The organism is Larkinella sp., assembly GCF_965227735.1.
GTDB lineage: Bacteria > Bacteroidota > Bacteroidia > Cytophagales > Spirosomataceae > Larkinella.
Genome location: NZ_OZ245776.1, coordinates 7311346 through 7327980 on the forward strand (window position 1 = coordinate 7311346; position 16635 = coordinate 7327980).

Sequence of the window (16635 nt, forward strand, 5' to 3'; positions counted from 1 at the left end):
GTAGGATTCCATTAATCGAAATTTAATTCCATTTCTCCCTCATTTTCGAACGGTTTTGTGAACTCATTGGTAGCAATCTTGTTTCATCCAATAAATTTTGGGTTGTACGTTGCATTTATCTACCCGTATGGCACTTGAACTCGTTCCGATCGATCGCATCAGCAAACAGGATAAAGCTCTTTTTCAACAAAGCTATTTCAAAAAACACCAGCCCGCCATCATCCGGGATTTTTGCCACGACTGGCCGGCGTATAGAAACTGGTCATTCGAGAAACTCAAACAACGGGCTGGTCATCTAACGGTCGATTTGTACAATAACAAGCCGGCTGATCCAGATAAAAGTACAATGTTTGTCGATGAGCGTATGAATTTTGGCGATTATCTGGACAAAATTTCTTCCAATCAGCCCGTCGAACTCCGCATATTTCTTTTCAATATTTTCAAGCACATTCCTTCCCTTAAGAAAGACATTCTGAAGCCGGATCTGGTGGACGGTTTTGTGATGAGCCTGCCGTTCATGTTCTACGGCGGAGCCGGGTCGGTGGTGCACATGCACTATGACATTGATCTGTCGCATGTTTTCTTGACGCAGTTTGTGGGGCGGAAGCGGGTGGTATTGTTTGCGCCCGAATACACGCCCCTGCTGTATCGGCTCCCGTTTTCTGTCATTTCGTACATGAACGTCAACAACCCGGATTACCAGAAATACCCCGGTTTGCAGCACGTCAAAGGCTATGAATGCACCCTGAATTATGGCGAAACGCTTTATATACCAGCCGGTTACTGGCATTACATTGAGTACATCGATGGCGGTTATGCGTTGTCGCTCCGGGTTCTCAACGAATCCTGGCTGAAACGGATTCAGGGTGCGTGGAATCTGTTCGGGCAAATGCGGATTGACAACTTTATGAAAAAATACTTTACCAAATCGTGGTTTCAGTATAAAAACCGGAAAGCGTTTGAAAATGCCAATGAAGCGATGAATGATCTTCCGCGTTTGGAAAATGCGGAAGCATAAACCATTTCAAAAGGTATAATGAAAAGTCCCGGCTGTATTCGGAAGCCGGGACTTTTTGTTTACGGCCTTGTTCATATGGACTTTATTCTGCTGTCATCAGATGAAGGAATAGCCTGTTTTAGAAATTTTCTTGCTGGAATTAATTTCGTAATATGACTTCAGATTAAATAGTATGCCCTTGCTATCAACATCGGCCCCTCCGGGGTCAATAACCTCACTGGTTGCGTTAAAATAAAAGATAATCCGCTGGCAGAATGGTTGATGCGGGCGGTGTAATGATAAAAACCGGAATACTTCTTGGTCACAGTTTCGTAACCAGACTATTGAAAAATGAGCACAATCATCACCCCCGAAGACCCCGACTGGCTGATAAAACTGGTACAGGAACGGTACAGCTTTTGTAATCCGGATCTGGCACAGGCCGAACGCATTCATCGCTATGAACAGGACAAAAGGCTTTCTTCCAAAGACACGTACTTTTCGCAATGGGAAGAATGGGATTTTGAATGGGCGACTTTTAAAGACATTCTGACCAACGAACAATTCGAACGGTATGACGCGAATCTAAAAACACGGATTCGGAGTTACGAAGAAAGTCTGGTGGAAGAGGACAACGGCAAACTGGGCGAAATTGCGTATAACCAATCATTGCTAGCCAATTACGAAAAGATATTGCCTGATTTTTTTAACCCCCGGTCTCCGTTAAAATTGACAGGCTTGTTTCAGGAAGAGACCAAAATTGATTTTTTAAAAGCAGAGTATAAACGGTATTTAAATGAGATGAAAGTCAAGTTATTGGTTGAGCATTTTCGATTTGCCCGAACGTTTATGCCCAATCTGTTAAAGGTAACGTTACTGCAACATCAATTCGATTATCTGTGGCCGGACTATTTTTATTTTAAACACAGAATGGACGAGCCTACCAAAGCCACGGCGAACTACCTGAAAGGAAAGCTTTACTACATTGATGACAAAATCTATAACCTGGTTCAGGAGAAGTTTGATGAGCTAAAGTCTTTAAATCAGGAAAATTACAACCAATACCTGGGTGGACGTTCCGCCGGTGGTATTCTTTCGAATGGGCCGTCAACGCCCGAAGACCTGCGGGAACACCTGTTGATGAGTTTGTTGCTTCTGGATGAGAACAAATACGGATGGCGGGAGTAAACGTCTGAATTCAGGCAGCCGCTCCGTCATTCCTGAAAACGGAACGTCCGGCGGTTTTTTCTTGCCGTTCAAAAAAACGAACTCGCGCGGGTTCGTTTTTTTTGTGTAGAATTGAACGTGTAAAACAGCACACCGAAAAAACGACGGCCTTGCGGTTGTCGTAGACAAGCATATGGGACTATTTGACTTCATTCGTAATGAATTTATCGAGGTCATCGACTGGGTCGATAACTCGAACGATACGGTAATCTGGAAATTTCCGGACAATGGCAATAACATCAAATACGGCGCCCAACTAACCGTGCGCGAATCGCAGGTGGCGGTTTTCATCAACGAAGGCCGGATTGCCGATGTGTATCAACCGGGTCGTTATGAACTGACCACGCAGAACATGCCGATCATGACCACCTTGCGGTCGTGGAAAATGGGATTTGAGTCGCCGTTCAAAGTCGATATTTACTTCGTTTCGACCAAGCAGTTTACCAACCTCAAATGGGGAACACAAAACCCGTTCATCGTCCGCGATCCCGAACTGAAACAGGTGCGGGTTCGGGCGTTCGGGGTGTTTGCGCTACGGGTGGTCGATGCCGGGAAGTTCATCAAGGAATACGCCGGAACGACGCCCGTGGTCCGGATTGGCGACGTGGAGGACCAACTCCGGTCGGCCATCATCACCAACTTCACGGATACGATTGGCGAAGCCGGTATTTCGGTCTACGATTTATCCCGCAATTACAAGGAAATCGGCGACAAACTGCTGCCGCTGCTGCAGTCGGATTTTACGGGCTACGGTCTGGAACTGACCAAATTTTACGTCGAAAATACGAGCCTGCCGCCCGAAGTCGAAGCGTTCCTCGACAAAACCACGCAGATGAATATGGTGGGTGATATGGCTCGTTTTCAGCAGTTTCAAGCGGGTGTTGCCCTGGAAGATGCCGCCGAGAGCGGTGGTGCCGGTGGTGCTGCCGTGTTGCTGGGCGGTTTGGGTAATTTTATGCAGAACACCAGCGCGGCCAACGCTCCGCAGGCTCCCAAAGAAGACAAAACCGAGGTCATGAATCTGCTGAAACAACTGGGCGAACTGAAAGCCGCCGGGATTTTGACCGAGGAGGAATTCAACGCCAAAAAAGCCGAGTTACTAGCCCGATTATAGCCCCAAACCGGTAGGAACGCGGGTCGTCCGCGTTCCCGTCCCACCATGCAACCATCAGAACTTTCAGACCTGGTCCGGGCTCCCTGCAAGGCCTGCGGAGCGCAGTTGAAATTTTCGGCCGAGAAGCAGAAACTGAGCTGCGATTATTGCGGCAACACCGAAGAGATTCCGTTTACCAAAAGCAACCTGCACGAGAATCCGCTGGCCTTTCGGGTCGAAGACCGGCAATTACCCAACGCGCCGACCGAGGAAAAACGCTTGTTTACCTGCCAGAATTGCGGGGCCAAAACGACCGTGAACTACGACGCGCCGACGATTACCTGTGCCTTTTGCAATTCCAAAAACGTCAACCCGGATGCGCAGAAAACCCGGCTGATCGAACCCGCCGGTTTGCTGCCGTTCCGGATTTCGAAAGAACAGTCGTTGCAGCGGTTCAAAAGCTGGGTAGGGGATAGCTGGCTGGCGCCGTCGGATCTGGCAGCCGGTGCGATGCTGGATAACCTGCACGGTATTTACATCCCGTTCTGGACGTTCGACGCGCAGGCGCATTCGAACTACACTGGAGAAGCCGGTTTTTATTACTACGTTCCGGTGCAGGTGCGCGACGCCAATGGCAAGACCGTAACGCAGCAACAGCAGCGCGTCCGGTGGGAATACCGCAGTGGGTCGCATCAGGCGTTTTATGACGATATGCTCGAAATGGCGTCCCGAAAATTGTCGGAGCAGGAAAGCCAGGTGCAGGAAGCCAGCCGCTACGATTTGAAGGAAATCGTCGATTATGACCCACGGATTTTGCTGGGCTGGGAAGCCGAAGTCTACAGCATCGATTTACAGGAAAGCGCCCGCAAAGCCGAGGAACAGATTCGGAGTCGCGAAGAAAATGCCTGTGCTTCCCAAATGGGCGGGGATACGCAGCGCAACCTGAATGTCGATACGACCTTAACCAACCAGACGTTCAAGCATATTTTGTTACCGCTCTGGATTTGTATGTATCTCTACAACGGCAAGCAATACCGGTTTCTGGTCAATGGACAGACCGGACAGATTGCGGGCGAAAGACCCAAATCGGCCTGGAAAATTGCCCTGGTGGTACTTGCTTTTCTTTTGTTGGTACTATTCTTTTATTGGCTGGGGAAACGGTAAAAACGCTTTGAGATTTTTCTCACATATGATAAAATCTTATCGCAAGGTTGTTCCCGTAATTCCTTAATTTTACACCTTCGGCAAAGACGGTTTTCGTTTGTTATCTGCGTAAGTCATTGTTGGTCAATATATTGCACGTACTGAAAAAGGTCATTGTCCATTGCTTGAGTCTATCCATCTTGTAAAATCTTTCGGGGACGTAACCGCCGTTCGGGGCGTCTCATTGGTTATAAAACCGGGTGAGGTGGTGGGATTGATTGGAGCAAGCGGCTCGGGAAAAAGTACCATGCTCAATCTGATGGCGGGTTTACTCGATGCAACAGATGGGGTCGTTCAATTGAATAATGAACGGATTAAAGGACCATCAGAACAGTTGGTTCCGGGGCACCCGCATATCAAATTGGTGCACCAGGAATACCAGTTGATGCCCCATGTTTCCGTTCGCGAAAATATCGCCTACGCCTTACGGTTTTACGAAAAACGCTACCAGGATTTCCGGGTCGAGCAATTGATCAACCTGTGTCGGCTCGAAGCGGTGCAACACCGGCTCCCGCGCCAGGTGTCGGGGGGCGAAAAACAGCGGACGGCCATTGCCCGCGCCATTGCCGAAAAACCGGCCGCGTTGCTGCTCGACGAACCGTTCAGTCACCTTGATTTGCCCAATCGTGAACTGATTCGGAGTATGTTGCTGGATCTGGTTCGGAACGAGAAAACCGCCTGCCTGTTTGTCACCCACGACTCGACCGACGCCCTGTCCATTTCGCACCGCATCGGAATTTTGCAGGATGGCCAACTGATTCAGATGGGTGCGCCGATGGATGTCTACCGCCGTCCGTACAACGCCTATGCCGCACAAATGACCGGCCCGGCCAACCTGATTCGGGCCAAACACCTGCCGCTGATGGGCATCATTCACGCCTATCAACCCAACGCACTGGCCTGTGTCCGGCCGGAAAACATCCGGTTGAGCGACCGCGGACGCTTCGGCGGAACCGTCCGGAATGTGTTTTTCAAAGGCGCTTACCTGGAAGTGGAGGTCGAAATGAACCGGTTTGTCAACCTGACGTTTGTGGCGGCCTCCCACGAAAAAATCAAAGTCGGCCAGTTGGTCGGGCTGGAAATGTCGCCTGAATCCGTTCACTGGATGCGCGGTTCGTCGGTCTAGTCGTCCGATTTTTTCTGGTTCGAAATCACCGTCTTTGGATTGCCCCGGTGCGAAACATCCGCTCCGCCCCGCGTGTTTTTCTCCAGTCGTTTCGTGACGGTCACCGAGGCATCACTTGCCCCCGACGCCCGGATAATCGCTTCATCGGCCGTCAGATCATAGGCCTGCAAATCCGAAGCCCCCGAAATATCGACATCGAGTTGCTTCACGCGACCCCGCAGTTTGGTATCGGAAGCCCCGGATGCTTTCAGCCGGATGCGGTTGGCCGAAATATCTTTCATCGTCAGGTCGGCGGCTCCCGACAGCGTAATGTCCAGTTCTTCACTGTCGAAGGCATCATTTACGTCGCCGTCGGAGGCACCGGAAAGGGTAATGCCGCGGAGGGCGGGCATCGTGACCAGCAAGCGGGGCGATTTGCGGTTTTTGCCCGGCATCCAGTTGCCCGCTGGCCGGTTGAACCGGGCGACCAGCACGCCGTTTTCGCTTTTGACGGACAGGTATTCGGTTTCGCCGGGCGACAGATCGGCCACAATGTCAAAAGAGCCTTTCCGGATTTCGATATCAATGGCATTGGCTACGTCGATGCGGTCGAACGACTTGATACTGAACTGTTTCGTTACCGACTGCGCTTCTGAAAAACCGGCAATCAGCGTCGAAAGCAGGAGGGGTAAATAAAATCGATGGGTTTGCATGGTGGTTAGCGAATGGTAAGATTCCTGCGAAGAAGATGCCGTCCTGAATCGGAACGTTGCACCGACTCCTATTTTCTTTTCTGCCACGGCACGGCCCCGCCCTGCTGGATGTGGTTCATCAACAGGCGGGTCAACTCATTGGCTTTCGCTTTTTCCTGCTTCGCCAGATCGGTGGTTTCTTTCGGGTCGTCTTTCAGATTATACAATTCAAAGGGCGAAAACGGACTGGGTTGCAGCAATTTCCAGTCGCCCAGCCGCACGGCCTGGGTGGTCAGTCCTTTGAAGGCGTCGTTGCCTTCCCGGCGGATGTAAAAAAGCGGCCGCTGGCGGAGCGTTTCGAGTTTCTGCGCATCCGGTTGGTTGGTCAGCAAAACCGGCACCAGCGATTTTCCATCGACCGGCGTGGTGGCTTGCTGACCCGCCAGTTCCAGAAATGTGGGCATCCAGTCGCTGAGTTGCCCCCGCTCGTCCGACACCCGGCCCGGCTGGATGTGACCCGCCCAGACCACGCCCGCCGGAATCCGAATCCCGCCTTCGTACATCGTCCCTTTGAAAGCGCGGTAGGGGCCATTGTTGGCTTTGGCCGGTTCCCAGCCGCCGTTGTCGCTCGTAAACACGATCAATGTATTTTCCAACTGTCGGTTTGCCTTCAGCGTTGCCAGCAGCCGACCGATGTTGTCGTCCAGGTGTTCGATCAGCGCCACCAGTTTGGCCCGGGTCGGGTCAATGGTGGGTTCCCGCTTTTTTACCCGGTCGAGCCATTCGGCGGGAGGTTGGAGCGGATTATGAGGAGCGTTGTAAGCGAGGTAGAGAAAGAACGGTTTCGGGTTGTTTTTCCGGCTGTTCACATACCGGATCGCTCCTTCGGTAAACACATCGGTTGCGTGACCGGGCGGATCGATGACCTGGCGGTTGTGGCGCATGAAGTTGTGGCCATTGCGTCGTTTGGTGTAATAATCATCCATCATATCGCCCAGAAAACCGTAAAATTCCTGAAAACCGCGTTCGTTGGGGGCGTTTTCGGGTTCCAGTCCCAGATGCCATTTTCCAACCAGTGCCGTGTGGTAGCCCGCTTTTTGCAGATCGTTGGGGAGTAGCGGCCCCGGAGCCAGGTAGCCCCAGCTATCGGCCAAATCGTCGCGAATGACGCCCGGAACGCCCACCGCTTCCGGCCAGCGCCCCGACAGCAAAGCCGCCCGGCTGGGGGAGCAAACCGGGCTGTTGGCGTAAAAATTTGTAAACCGCAACCCGGCCCGCAACAGGCTGTCGATGTGGGGTGTTTTCAGGTCGGTAGCCCCATACGAAGAAAGGTCACCCCAGCCGAGATCGTCGGCGAAGATGAAGACGATATTGGGCTTGGGAGTCGCCAGAGGGGGCGTATGACTGATGAAAAAAGTGCTCAGTACGGCGAAAATCAGACCGGTAAGCAGAAACGAAATCGGACGATACTTCATAAAGGCTGCGGAAAGCCGTGGGAATAGATAAACCTTCGCCCGCAAATTCCGTAACTTTGCACCATGAATCAAGTACTCAATCAACAAACTGACACCCTGGAGCGGCTTCCGGTCATGGAATCGTTCTACACGTTGCAGGGAGAGGGGGCGCATACCGGAAAAGCCGCGTATTTCATCCGGCTCGGCGGCTGCGATGTCGGGTGTCACTGGTGCGATGTGAAAGAATCCTGGGATGTAAACGCCCACCCCCGCTACACAATCGACGAACTCGTCGACGGGGCATTGCAATATCCCGGACGCATGGCCGTCATCACGGGCGGAGAACCGCTGATGCACGACCTGAGCGGTTTGACACAGGCCCTTCAGAACGCCGGTTTTCAGACCAACATTGAAACGTCGGGCGTTTATCCCGTCACCGGGCGTTGGGACTGGATCTGTTTTTCGCCCAAGAAATTCAAAGAACCTAATCCGGACATTTTCAGCAAGGCGAATGAATTAAAAGCCATCATCTACAACAAAAGCGATTTTGCCTTTGCGGAGTCCTTTGTAGCGTCGCTGCAACCGCATTGCAAATTGTTTTTACAACCGGAGTGGAGTCGTTCAAATGAAATGCTACCTCTGATCGTTGAGTATGTAAAACAGCATCCGCAATGGCAGGTTTCGTTGCAAACACACAAATTCATGGACATTCCGTAAGGGAATCGAAGCAACTAAAAGGAAGAAAGGAGCGACGGCCAAACCGCCTGTTTGTTCTTTTATTCCTTTTTTCGTTTCCGCCCTTTCTTCTCCCTTCCTTCGCCCAGAATAAAAAGGCCGTCGAACTGTATAAAAAAGCGGTCGATGCCTTGTCGAACCGGAAAATGACCGAGTCGCTGGATTTGTTTCACCAGGCGGTGGAACGTGATACCGGCTATACCGATGCGTATCTGAAACTGGGGCAGGTCTACGAATTCATGCGCCAGCCCGACCAGGCTTTTCAGGTTTACCAACGGGCCATCGGACAACAGCCCGACAAACCCACGACGGGGCTGGCGTATCAGTTTGTGAGTGCCTATCTGCTCAAAAAAGGCAATTATCGGGTCGCCATCCCGCACATCGAACGGTATCAGAAACTGTTTGCACCCCAGTCGCTGCAATGGAAACGGATCGACCGGATGCTGCAAACCGCCCACTTTGGCGAGCAGGCGATTCAAAATCCGTTGCCGGTCAAACCACAGCCTTTGTCGCCAACCGTTCAGGCGTTTCCGTCCCAGTATTTCCCGGTGTTGACCGCCGATGAGCAGACGCTGGTGTACACGGTTTTGAAACCTGAAGGCGATGAGGATCTGATGGTTTCGACGCACAAGGGCGAAACCTGGAGCCCGCCCGAATCCATTTCACCCCTCATTAATTCCATCAACAACGAAGGGACGCCCACGCTGTCGGCCGATGGCCGGACGCTGGTGTTTACGGTTTGCCAGGGTCGTGCGGGCTACGGGAGTTGTGACCTGTACATCAGTCATAAAACCGGAAATGCCTGGTCGGAGCCGCAAAACATCGGGCCGGTGGTCAACACCCGCGCCTGGGAGTCGCAACCGGCTTTGTCGGCAGACGGCCGTCGCCTGTATTTTGTTTCGGATCGGAAAGGCGGAATGGGTCGGCGCGACATCTGGTGCAGCGATCTGGGGGACGATGGCGAATGGAAACCACCCTACAATCTGAAAAGCATTAACACGCCCTTTGACGAGGCATCGCCGTTCATTCACGCCAACGGTTTGAGCCTGTTTTTTGCGTCGGAAGGGCACCTGGGCCTGGGCGGTTACGATCTGTTTGTGGCCGACAGCACGGCCACGGGCTGGTCGAACCCGCAAAACCTGGGGTATCCGATCAACACCTCCGACGATCAGGCGGCTTTGTTTGTGTCGGCCAACGGCACCCACGCCTATTATTCGCAGGAACAGGCTGCCAGCGACGGTAAGCAGCGTTCCAAACTCTACGTTTTCGATCTGCCCGAAGCCCTGCGGCAGAAGGTGCGTCCGGTGAGTTACCTGAAAGGACTGGTGGCCGATGCCCGCACGAAAAAACCGCTGAATGCTACCATTGAACTCATTGATCTGGCGACCAACCAACTCATTACCCGCGTTCAGTCCGATCCGCAAACCGGGCAATACACCGCCATTCTGCCCACCGGTGGCGAATATGCCCTGTATGTCATCGGGCCGGGTTATCTGTTCAAAAGTCTGTCGTTCGATTTTACCCGGAAACGGGAAGGAGAGGGGCTGACGATGAGCGTGCCGCTGGAACCAATCAAACCGTCGGAGGGCGGGGCTCCGGCCAAAGAGACGCTGAACAACCTCTTCTTCGAAACCGGGCGGTACGATCTGGCCGACAAATCGCGCACCGAACTCGACCGGCTGGTGAAGTTTCTGGAAGTCAATCCAACCGTCAACATCGAGGTTTCCGGGCATACGGACAATCAGGGCGGTACGGCCAACAACCTGGAACTGTCTAAAAAACGGGCGCAATCGGTGGTGAGTTATCTGGCCAAAGCCGGTGTCGCCCCAAACCGGATCAAATCCGCCGGATACGGTGAAACGAAGCCGGTTGCTCCCAACACGACCGAAGAAAACCGGAAACTGAACCGGCGGATCGAATGGCGGATTTGGTGATAGGCGGTTGACGGTTGACGATCGACGGTTGACGATGGTCCATGGTCAACCGTCAATCGCCTATCATCAATGGTCAATCGTCGATGGTCCATGGTCAACCGTCGATCGTCAACCATACAACTTTGTTTCGCCGGGAATTTTTTGCACCTTTGCGCTTGTTTTTTCAGTGTCTGGCTCCGTATTTAAGCAAAAGCCGACCAGATTAAACATTCTATTCTTTGTCAGACGATGACCACCGAACACGTCAATTGCCTTATTATTGGTTCCGGCCCGGCCGGATATACTGCCGCCATCTATGCTTCCCGTGCGGGCATGAAACCCGTTTTATACCAGGGAATGCAACCGGGCGGACAACTCACCATCACCAACGAAGTTGATAATTTCCCGGGCTATCCCCACGGTGTCAACGGCCCCCAACTGATGACGGACCTCGAAGAGCAGGCTCGCCGGTTTGGAACCGACATCCGGTATGGTGTCGTCACCGCCGTTGATTTCTCCGGCACCATTCACAAGGCTACGGTGGACGACCAGCAGGAAATCAGTGCCAATGTCGTGATTATTTCGACCGGAGCCTCGGCCAAATGGCTCGGTTTGCCGTCGGAAATGCGCCTGAACGGCCTGGGCGTTTCGGCCTGTGCGGTTTGTGACGGTTTTTTCTTCCGGGGCAAAGACGTTGCCATTGTGGGCGCGGGCGATACGGCGGCTGAAGAAGCGAGTTACCTGGCCAATTTGTGCCGGAAAGTATACATGATCGTTCGTCGGGACGAAATGCGGGCTTCGAAATTCATGCAAAACCGTGTGAAATCGCTTCCCAATATTGAAATTTTGTGGAACAGTGAAACGGAAGAGGTACTGGGTGAGGAGGAAGTAACCGGTGCGCTGATCAAAAATGCAGTGACAGGTGAAAAACGGGTGATCGATGTCTCCGGCTTTTTCGTCGCCATCGGCCACGTACCCAATACGGCCATTTTCAAACCGTTCGTTGATATGGACGAAACCGGTTATATCCTGACGGAAAAAGGCAGCACCCGGACCAATGTGCCGGGCGTATTCGCCTGTGGCGATGCGCAGGATAATACGTATCGCCAGGCGGTGACGGCCGCCGGAACGGGCTGTATGGCCGCCCTGGATGCCGAACGGTATCTGGCCATGAAAGAAGTTGAAATGCACGCGGAAGCGTAAACGATATACAATTAGTAACCACCACAGAGGGATTTTGAGTTATCACCATTGACCATCGCCGGTGGGCCATTGTCGATGGTCAATGGTCATAGCTCAAAATCCCTCTGTCAAACTTTATCCCCAAGGATGAGAAAACTGGCAGTCTGGTGGCTGTTCGCCAGCGTTTGCTGTTTGGCAAGCGTAACGACCGTAGAAGCACAGGAACGTGGAAAATTCAAGAAGAACCTGAGCATCAAGCCAAAGAAATCAGAAAAAGAAAATTCCAATTTCCCTACGCAATCACCGGTTCAGGTACCGGATGAGGAATTTGAACAGGAGCCTTCCAACCTGCGGTTTAACAATCAGTTTGAGCCCAAAAAAGAGGTGAATCCCGTAGTCGCGGAGGACACTTCTACCATCGACGAAGGTGAACCGGCCGTGGTAGAATATATCGACTCGGTTCAGGTGGGCGACGATTGGGTGAAAATTGCGGATTATTATGCCATTTGGGACCCCCACAACGTCGATCCATATGGCATCGACCCCCTCCAGTTTGACGAAGTAATTGATCTGAAATTATACGATCCGGGTGAAAACCGGTATTGGTCGGCCCCGACTGTCGACGGAAAAGTAACCTCCATGTTTGGCCCGCGCTGGGGACGGTGGCACAAGGGAATGGACCTCGACCTGGAAACCGGCGATCCAGTCTATGCCGCTTTCGACGGGATTGTGCGGGTGTCGGGCTGGGATGGTGGTGGTTTTGGTCGCTACATTCTGCTTCGGCATTACAATGGACTGGAAACGGTATACGGTCACTTGTCCAAAGCCCTGGTCGAATCCGGCCAACTCATTAAAGCGGGCGACCAGATTGGCCTGGGCGGCAGCACCGGCCGCAGTTCGGGCTCTCACCTTCATTTCGAAACCCGGTATGAAGGCAACCCCTTCAGCCCCACGTTCGTTTACGATTTTCCGACTAACTCGCTGATTTCCGACCATTTCATTTTGACTGCATCGGTCTGGGATTATTTACGCGGAAAAAGCGTCAACTTATCCGGGTTTAAGCCGCGGTATAAACGCACGGTTCTCCACCGCGTTCGGTCGGGCGAAACCCTCACCAGCATTGCCCGGCGGTATGGATTGACGGCATCGACGCTTGCCCGGAAAAACCACCTTTCAACCCGCTCACGGATTCGGCCGGGACAAAAACTGAGAGTCCACTAACGAATGAAACTGGATTTACTTGTCATTGCCGTACACCCCGACGATGCTGAACTGGGTTGCGCCGGCACCATTCTTTCCCTCGTTGCACAGGGCAAAAAAGTCGGAATTGTGGATCTGACCCGCGGGGAACTCGGTACGCGGGGAACGCCCGAAATCCGTTTGCAGGAGGCCGATGCGGCTGCCCGGATTCTGGGGCTGTCGGCACGCGAAAACATGGGTTTTCGGGACGGGTTTTTTCGCAACGATGAAGAGCACCAGAAGGCACTGATGGTGGCGATCCGGCGCTACCAACCCGACATTGTGATTACCAATGCCATTTACGACCGCCATCCCGACCACGGGCGGGCGTCGGAACTGGTGGTGGATGCGTGCTTTTATTCGGGGCTCCGGCAAATCAAAACCGTCGATAATCTTGGTGCTGACGCGCCGGGGCAGGCGCAGGAAGCCTGGCGTCCGAAACTGGTGTATCACCTGATTCAGGATCGCTACATCAAACCGGATTTCATTGTCGATATTACCGATTTCTACGGGAAAAAACAGGAGTCGCTGCTGGCCTACAAGAGTCAGTTCTACGACCCGAAGAGCAATGAACCCATGAGTTACATTGCCAGTCAGGAATTCATGGAATTTCTGCGCGCCCGCGCCGAGGAGTTCGGCCACGTCATCGGCGTCAAATACGGCGAAGGCTTCACGGTGGATCGGACGATTGGGGTGAAGAATCTGTTTGATTTAAAATAACGATAAATTGTGAACGATGAATTTACAAGCCAGCTCATTCATCGTTTATCATTCATAACTCATCATCCCACTACGGTGCCAGCCGCTCGATTACCCAATTTTCTTCCTCTTTTCGATACAAAACCCGGTCGTGCAGACGACTGGGTCGGCCTTGCCAAAACTCGATGCGATCGGGAATCAGGAGGTATCCGCCCCAGTGCGGGGGGCGCGGAATGGGGCGGTTTTCATAAAGTTGCTCCAGTTCCCGCTGGCGGTTTTCGAGCACCTCACGACTTTCAATGGCTGAACTCTGGTGCGAAACCCAGGCCCCGATTTGGCTACCCCGGGGGCGACTCTGAAAATAAACGTCAGAGTCTTCCGCGGACACTTTCTGAATCGCACCTTCGATCCGGATCTGGCGTTCGAGTTCGGCGTAAAAAAAAGTCAGCGAGGCAAACGGGTGCGTGGCCAACTCAGAACCTTTGCGGCTCTGGTAATTCGTGAAAAAAGAAAAGCCTTTTTCGTCGAATCCTTTCAGCAAAACAATTCGCCCGGAAGGCTGGCCTTCCGGACCAACGGTAGCCAGGTGCATGGCATTCGGTTCCGGAACGCCCGCAGTCAGGGCTTCGGTGAACCACCGCTGAAATTGAGCGAACGGATTTGTTGTAACATCTGACGGGTCCAAACCGTTTAGGGTGTACTCTTTGCGTAGGTCAGCCAGGGGAGATAGCATGGGTGTTTGGGATTCGATCCGGTGATGCGGTCTGTAAAGAAATAATAATCCGCTTTTTTTCGTATTTTTGCAAAAGTAACGATTCCCAAAGATCGTATGGCGAGCGAAGAGCAAGAAATAACTGAACGCAAGGAACAGAATCCGGAAGCATCTCACGAGAAAAAACCGGAGACTGAGCCGACTGATGCGGTAGAATCAAACGAGGAACCGACTGATGCGGTAGAATCAAACGAGGAACCGACTGACAAGGTGGAACTGGAATCGAACGAAAAACCGGCTGACAAAGTAGAATCGGCTCCGGAGCCCGCCAACACGGTGGAAACGGAACTCAATCAGGAAACGACCGATTTGGAAGAACCCAAGCCGGAAGGAGCGGAAACGCCGGAAGCTTTGGCAACGGAGCCGACGGAGGTTGTCGAATCCACTCCGGAGGTGGCTGCTGAAGAACAACCGGTTGCAGAACCGCAGGCTGTGGAAGAATCCGTACCGGAGACTTCGGCGGTGGCAGAAATGCACGCTGAATCCACGGAATCGGCCGAACTGGAACTGGAGGAGGTGACACCGGCTGCCGACTACAGCCAGCTATCCCGGGCGGACATGGTCGCGTTGCTCGAAAAAAATCTGGCTTCTTTGAAGACGGATGCGGTTTCGGCATCGGATTATCGCCGGGCGGATGACGTTCTGAAAGAATTACGTCCGTTGTTTGATCAATCGAAAGCATCGGATCGGGCCGAAGCGCTGCAACGGTATGTGCAGGAAACCGGTTCCGAAGAGGGATTCGAGTTCAAACCGGATGAACTGGTTGGTCGGTTCGATAGTCTGTTCAAGCAGATTAAAGACCAGAAAAATCAGTATTTCCAGCAGCTTGAAAAAGCCAAGGATAACAATTTTAACCTCAAAACGGAGCTGCTGCGCCGGTTGCGGGAATTGGTGGAAGCTGACGAAAACAACGCCGGTGATCCGAAGACGAGCTGGAACGGTTTCAAGCACATTCAGGACGAGTGGAAAGCAGCCGGGAATGTGTCATCGCCCCACAATGCGACGCTTTGGGCAACCTACCACGCTCTGGTTGACCGGTATTACAGCAACCGCAATATTTATTTTGAATTAAAAGAACTCGATCGGAAGAAGAACCAGACCCAGAAGGCGGAGCTTTGTGAAAAAGTGGAAGCAATGGTGCTGGCGAACGAAGGCAGTCCGGTAACCAAAGCGGTTATTGACGAAGCCAACGCTTTGTTCGAAGAATATAAACACGTCGGTCCGGCTCCGAAAGCGGAGCAGGAAGTGTTGTGGCAACGCTTCAAAAAAGCGCTTGATACGCTCTACGACCGCCGTCGCGGGCAGAACGAAGAGATTCGGAAAGAAGGTGCACAGTTATACGAAGAGAAATCGAAACTCTACGAAGAACTGATTCCGTTTACGTCGTTCACCTCCAACAGCATCAACGACTGGAACGAAAAGACCCGCGAAGTGATGACGATCCAGGATCGTTGGAACAACATCCGGGGGCCTATGCCGCGCGACGAAGGCAAAGAACTGAGCAAGAAATTCTGGGCTTCCCTCAAGCAGTTCTTCCACCACAAAGGTGAGTTTTTCAAGCAACTCGAAAGCAAACGGGAGCAAAACCTGAAAGCCAAAGTACAGTTGTGCGAAGAGGTGGAAAGCATTCTGGAGTCGGGCGAAGAGTCGGCCGAAACCACCCAGAAAGTCATTGAACTGCAACGTCAGTGGAAAAATATCGGGCAGGTTCCGGAGAAATTTAAGGACACGATTTTTGAACGTTTCAAAGCCGCCTGCGACGGTTTTTTCAACAAGAAACGCTCCCGGAATCAGGAGGTTGAGAAAGAGTTTGAAGAGAATCTGGCGAAAAAAACCGCGCTTTGCGAGCGAATTGAAACCGTGGCAAACAGTGGTAATGCGGATTTGGCGCAGTTGAACGACTTCAAAAAAGAATGGTCGCAAATTGGGTATGTGCCGAAGAAAGACATGCAGTCGATTCAGAAGCGATACATCAACGCGGTCAACTTGTTTGTGGGGGCTAACGGAAAAATTTCGCCAAGAGAGAAAGAACGGCTGACGCTTGAGAATGAAGCTGAAATGATCCGTGAAACCGGTTCATCGCGGGATTTGTACAAAAAAGAAGGTGATATTCGTCGGAAAATGACGACGCTGGAAAACGATATTGCGGTGTATAACAACAACATCGAATTCTTCAGCCGTTCGAAAGGCGCGGATAAACTGCGGGCCGATATTGACAAAAAGATTCAGGTGGCCCAGAAGCAACTGGATGATCTGAAGCACCAGTTGAAAGTGATTCGGGAAGCCCAATAAACGAAAAAAACGGCTTCGGCTGGAAAAATAAA

At 52.2% G+C, this 16635-nt stretch carries 14 protein-coding genes; 11 read left to right on the top strand and 3 right to left on the bottom strand.

The window, feature by feature from the left end; all coding sequences use genetic code 11:
- The first annotated feature begins 127 nt into the window (after positions 1-127).
- The 5 genes from ACO064_RS28930 to ACO064_RS28950 all read left to right on the top strand — a co-directional run bounded on the left by ACO064_RS28930 (position 128) and on the right by ACO064_RS28950 (position 5646).
- Positions 128-1018 (top strand): cupin-like domain-containing protein, encoded by an 891-nt coding sequence (locus tag ACO064_RS28930; protein ID WP_421830664.1) that lies wholly within the window; start codon positions 128-130, stop codon positions 1016-1018.
- Between the two features lie 330 nt (positions 1019-1348).
- Entirely contained in the window at positions 1349-2185 is an 837-nt protein-coding gene (locus ACO064_RS28935; protein WP_421830665.1) for a hypothetical protein, read from the top strand.
- Positions 2186-2357: 172 nt separating this feature from the next.
- A complete protein-coding gene (locus ACO064_RS28940) occupies positions 2358-3338 on the top strand; it encodes an SPFH domain-containing protein (RefSeq protein ID WP_421830666.1) in 981 nt (326 codons plus the stop codon).
- 45 nt (positions 3339-3383) lie between these two features.
- The gene (locus tag ACO064_RS28945; RefSeq protein WP_421830667.1) at positions 3384-4481 is read left to right on the top strand and encodes a hypothetical protein; all 1098 of its coding nucleotides are present in this window, start codon (positions 3384-3386) and stop codon (positions 4479-4481) included.
- A gap of 160 nt (positions 4482-4641) precedes the next feature.
- Complete coding sequence (locus tag ACO064_RS28950) at positions 4642-5646, top strand: ABC transporter ATP-binding protein (RefSeq protein WP_421830668.1); 1005 nt, start codon at positions 4642-4644, stop codon at positions 5644-5646.
- Here ACO064_RS28950 and ACO064_RS28955 read toward each other — a convergent pair.
- Positions 5643-6338 carry a head GIN domain-containing protein gene (locus ACO064_RS28955; RefSeq protein WP_421830669.1) on the bottom strand — a complete coding sequence of 232 codons (696 nt, stop codon included), beginning with the start codon at positions 6336-6338 and terminating at the stop codon, positions 5643-5645. The genes ACO064_RS28950 and ACO064_RS28955 overlap by 4 nt on opposite strands.
- Positions 6339-6406: 68 nt before the next feature.
- The gene (locus ACO064_RS28960) at positions 6407-7792 is read right to left on the bottom strand and encodes a sulfatase-like hydrolase/transferase (protein ID WP_421830670.1); all 1386 of its coding nucleotides are present in this window, start codon (positions 7790-7792) and stop codon (positions 6407-6409) included.
- Between the two features lie 63 nt (positions 7793-7855).
- Between ACO064_RS28960 and ACO064_RS28965 the strand changes: the two genes are divergently transcribed.
- The 5 genes from ACO064_RS28965 (at position 7856) to bshB1 (ending at position 13560) form a co-directional block, all read left to right on the top strand.
- Positions 7856-8488 (top strand): 7-carboxy-7-deazaguanine synthase QueE, encoded by a 633-nt coding sequence (locus ACO064_RS28965; RefSeq protein WP_421830671.1) that lies wholly within the window; start codon positions 7856-7858, stop codon positions 8486-8488.
- Positions 8443-10440 (top strand): OmpA family protein, encoded by a 1998-nt coding sequence (locus tag ACO064_RS28970; protein ID WP_421830672.1) that lies wholly within the window; start codon positions 8443-8445, stop codon positions 10438-10440. The genes ACO064_RS28965 and ACO064_RS28970 overlap by 46 nt, the downstream gene beginning before the upstream one ends.
- Before the next feature lie 228 nt (positions 10441-10668).
- The gene (gene trxB / locus ACO064_RS28975; RefSeq protein WP_114404912.1) at positions 10669-11622 is read left to right on the top strand and encodes a thioredoxin-disulfide reductase; all 954 of its coding nucleotides are present in this window, start codon (positions 10669-10671) and stop codon (positions 11620-11622) included.
- 126 nt (positions 11623-11748) lie between these two features.
- Positions 11749-12822 (top strand): peptidoglycan DD-metalloendopeptidase family protein, encoded by a 1074-nt coding sequence (locus ACO064_RS28980; protein ID WP_421830673.1) that lies wholly within the window; start codon positions 11749-11751, stop codon positions 12820-12822.
- Positions 12823-12825: 3 nt separating this feature from the next.
- Positions 12826-13560 carry a bacillithiol biosynthesis deacetylase BshB1 gene (gene bshB1, locus ACO064_RS28985; protein WP_421830674.1) on the top strand — a complete coding sequence of 245 codons (735 nt, stop codon included), beginning with the start codon at positions 12826-12828 and terminating at the stop codon, positions 13558-13560.
- 70 nt (positions 13561-13630) lie between these two features.
- Here bshB1 and pdxH read toward each other — a convergent pair whose 3' ends face one another.
- Positions 13631-14272, bottom strand: a complete 642-nt coding sequence (pdxH, locus tag ACO064_RS28990) for a pyridoxamine 5'-phosphate oxidase (RefSeq protein WP_421830675.1) — start codon at positions 14270-14272, stop codon at positions 13631-13633.
- A gap of 96 nt (positions 14273-14368) precedes the next feature.
- Here pdxH and ACO064_RS28995 point away from each other — a divergent pair, with 96 nt between their 5' ends.
- Positions 14369-16603, top strand: a complete 2235-nt coding sequence (locus ACO064_RS28995; protein WP_421830676.1) for a DUF349 domain-containing protein — start codon at positions 14369-14371, stop codon at positions 16601-16603.
- The last annotated feature ends 32 nt before the right edge of the window (positions 16604-16635 follow it).

Bases quoted from the DNA above. Each gene is read 5' to 3' on its own strand.
- ACO064_RS28970 (WP_421830672.1), top strand. From the start codon at position 8,443: ATGGCAGGTTTCGTTGCAAACACACAAATTCATGGACATTCCGTAAGG.
- ACO064_RS28930 (WP_421830664.1), top strand. From the start codon at position 128: ATGGCACTTGAACTCGTTCCGATCGATCGCATCAGCAAACAGGATAAA.
- ACO064_RS28935 (WP_421830665.1), top strand. From the start codon at position 1,349: ATGAGCACAATCATCACCCCCGAAGACCCCGACTGGCTGATAAAACTG.
- ACO064_RS28965 (WP_421830671.1), top strand. From the start codon at position 7,856: ATGAATCAAGTACTCAATCAACAAACTGACACCCTGGAGCGGCTTCCG.
- ACO064_RS28980 (WP_421830673.1), top strand. From the start codon at position 11,749: ATGAGAAAACTGGCAGTCTGGTGGCTGTTCGCCAGCGTTTGCTGTTTG.
- ACO064_RS28960 (WP_421830670.1), bottom strand. From the start codon at position 7,792: ATGAAGTATCGTCCGATTTCGTTTCTGCTTACCGGTCTGATTTTCGCC.
- trxB (WP_114404912.1), top strand. From the start codon at position 10,669: ATGACCACCGAACACGTCAATTGCCTTATTATTGGTTCCGGCCCGGCC.
- ACO064_RS28945 (WP_421830667.1), top strand. From the start codon at position 3,384: ATGCAACCATCAGAACTTTCAGACCTGGTCCGGGCTCCCTGCAAGGCC.
- ACO064_RS28955 (WP_421830669.1), bottom strand. From the start codon at position 6,338: ATGCAAACCCATCGATTTTATTTACCCCTCCTGCTTTCGACGCTGATT.
- ACO064_RS28940 (WP_421830666.1), top strand. From the start codon at position 2,358: ATGGGACTATTTGACTTCATTCGTAATGAATTTATCGAGGTCATCGAC.
- ACO064_RS28995 (WP_421830676.1), top strand. From the start codon at position 14,369: ATGGCGAGCGAAGAGCAAGAAATAACTGAACGCAAGGAACAGAATCCG.
- bshB1 (WP_421830674.1), top strand. From the start codon at position 12,826: ATGAAACTGGATTTACTTGTCATTGCCGTACACCCCGACGATGCTGAA.
- pdxH (WP_421830675.1), bottom strand. From the start codon at position 14,272: ATGCTATCTCCCCTGGCTGACCTACGCAAAGAGTACACCCTAAACGGT.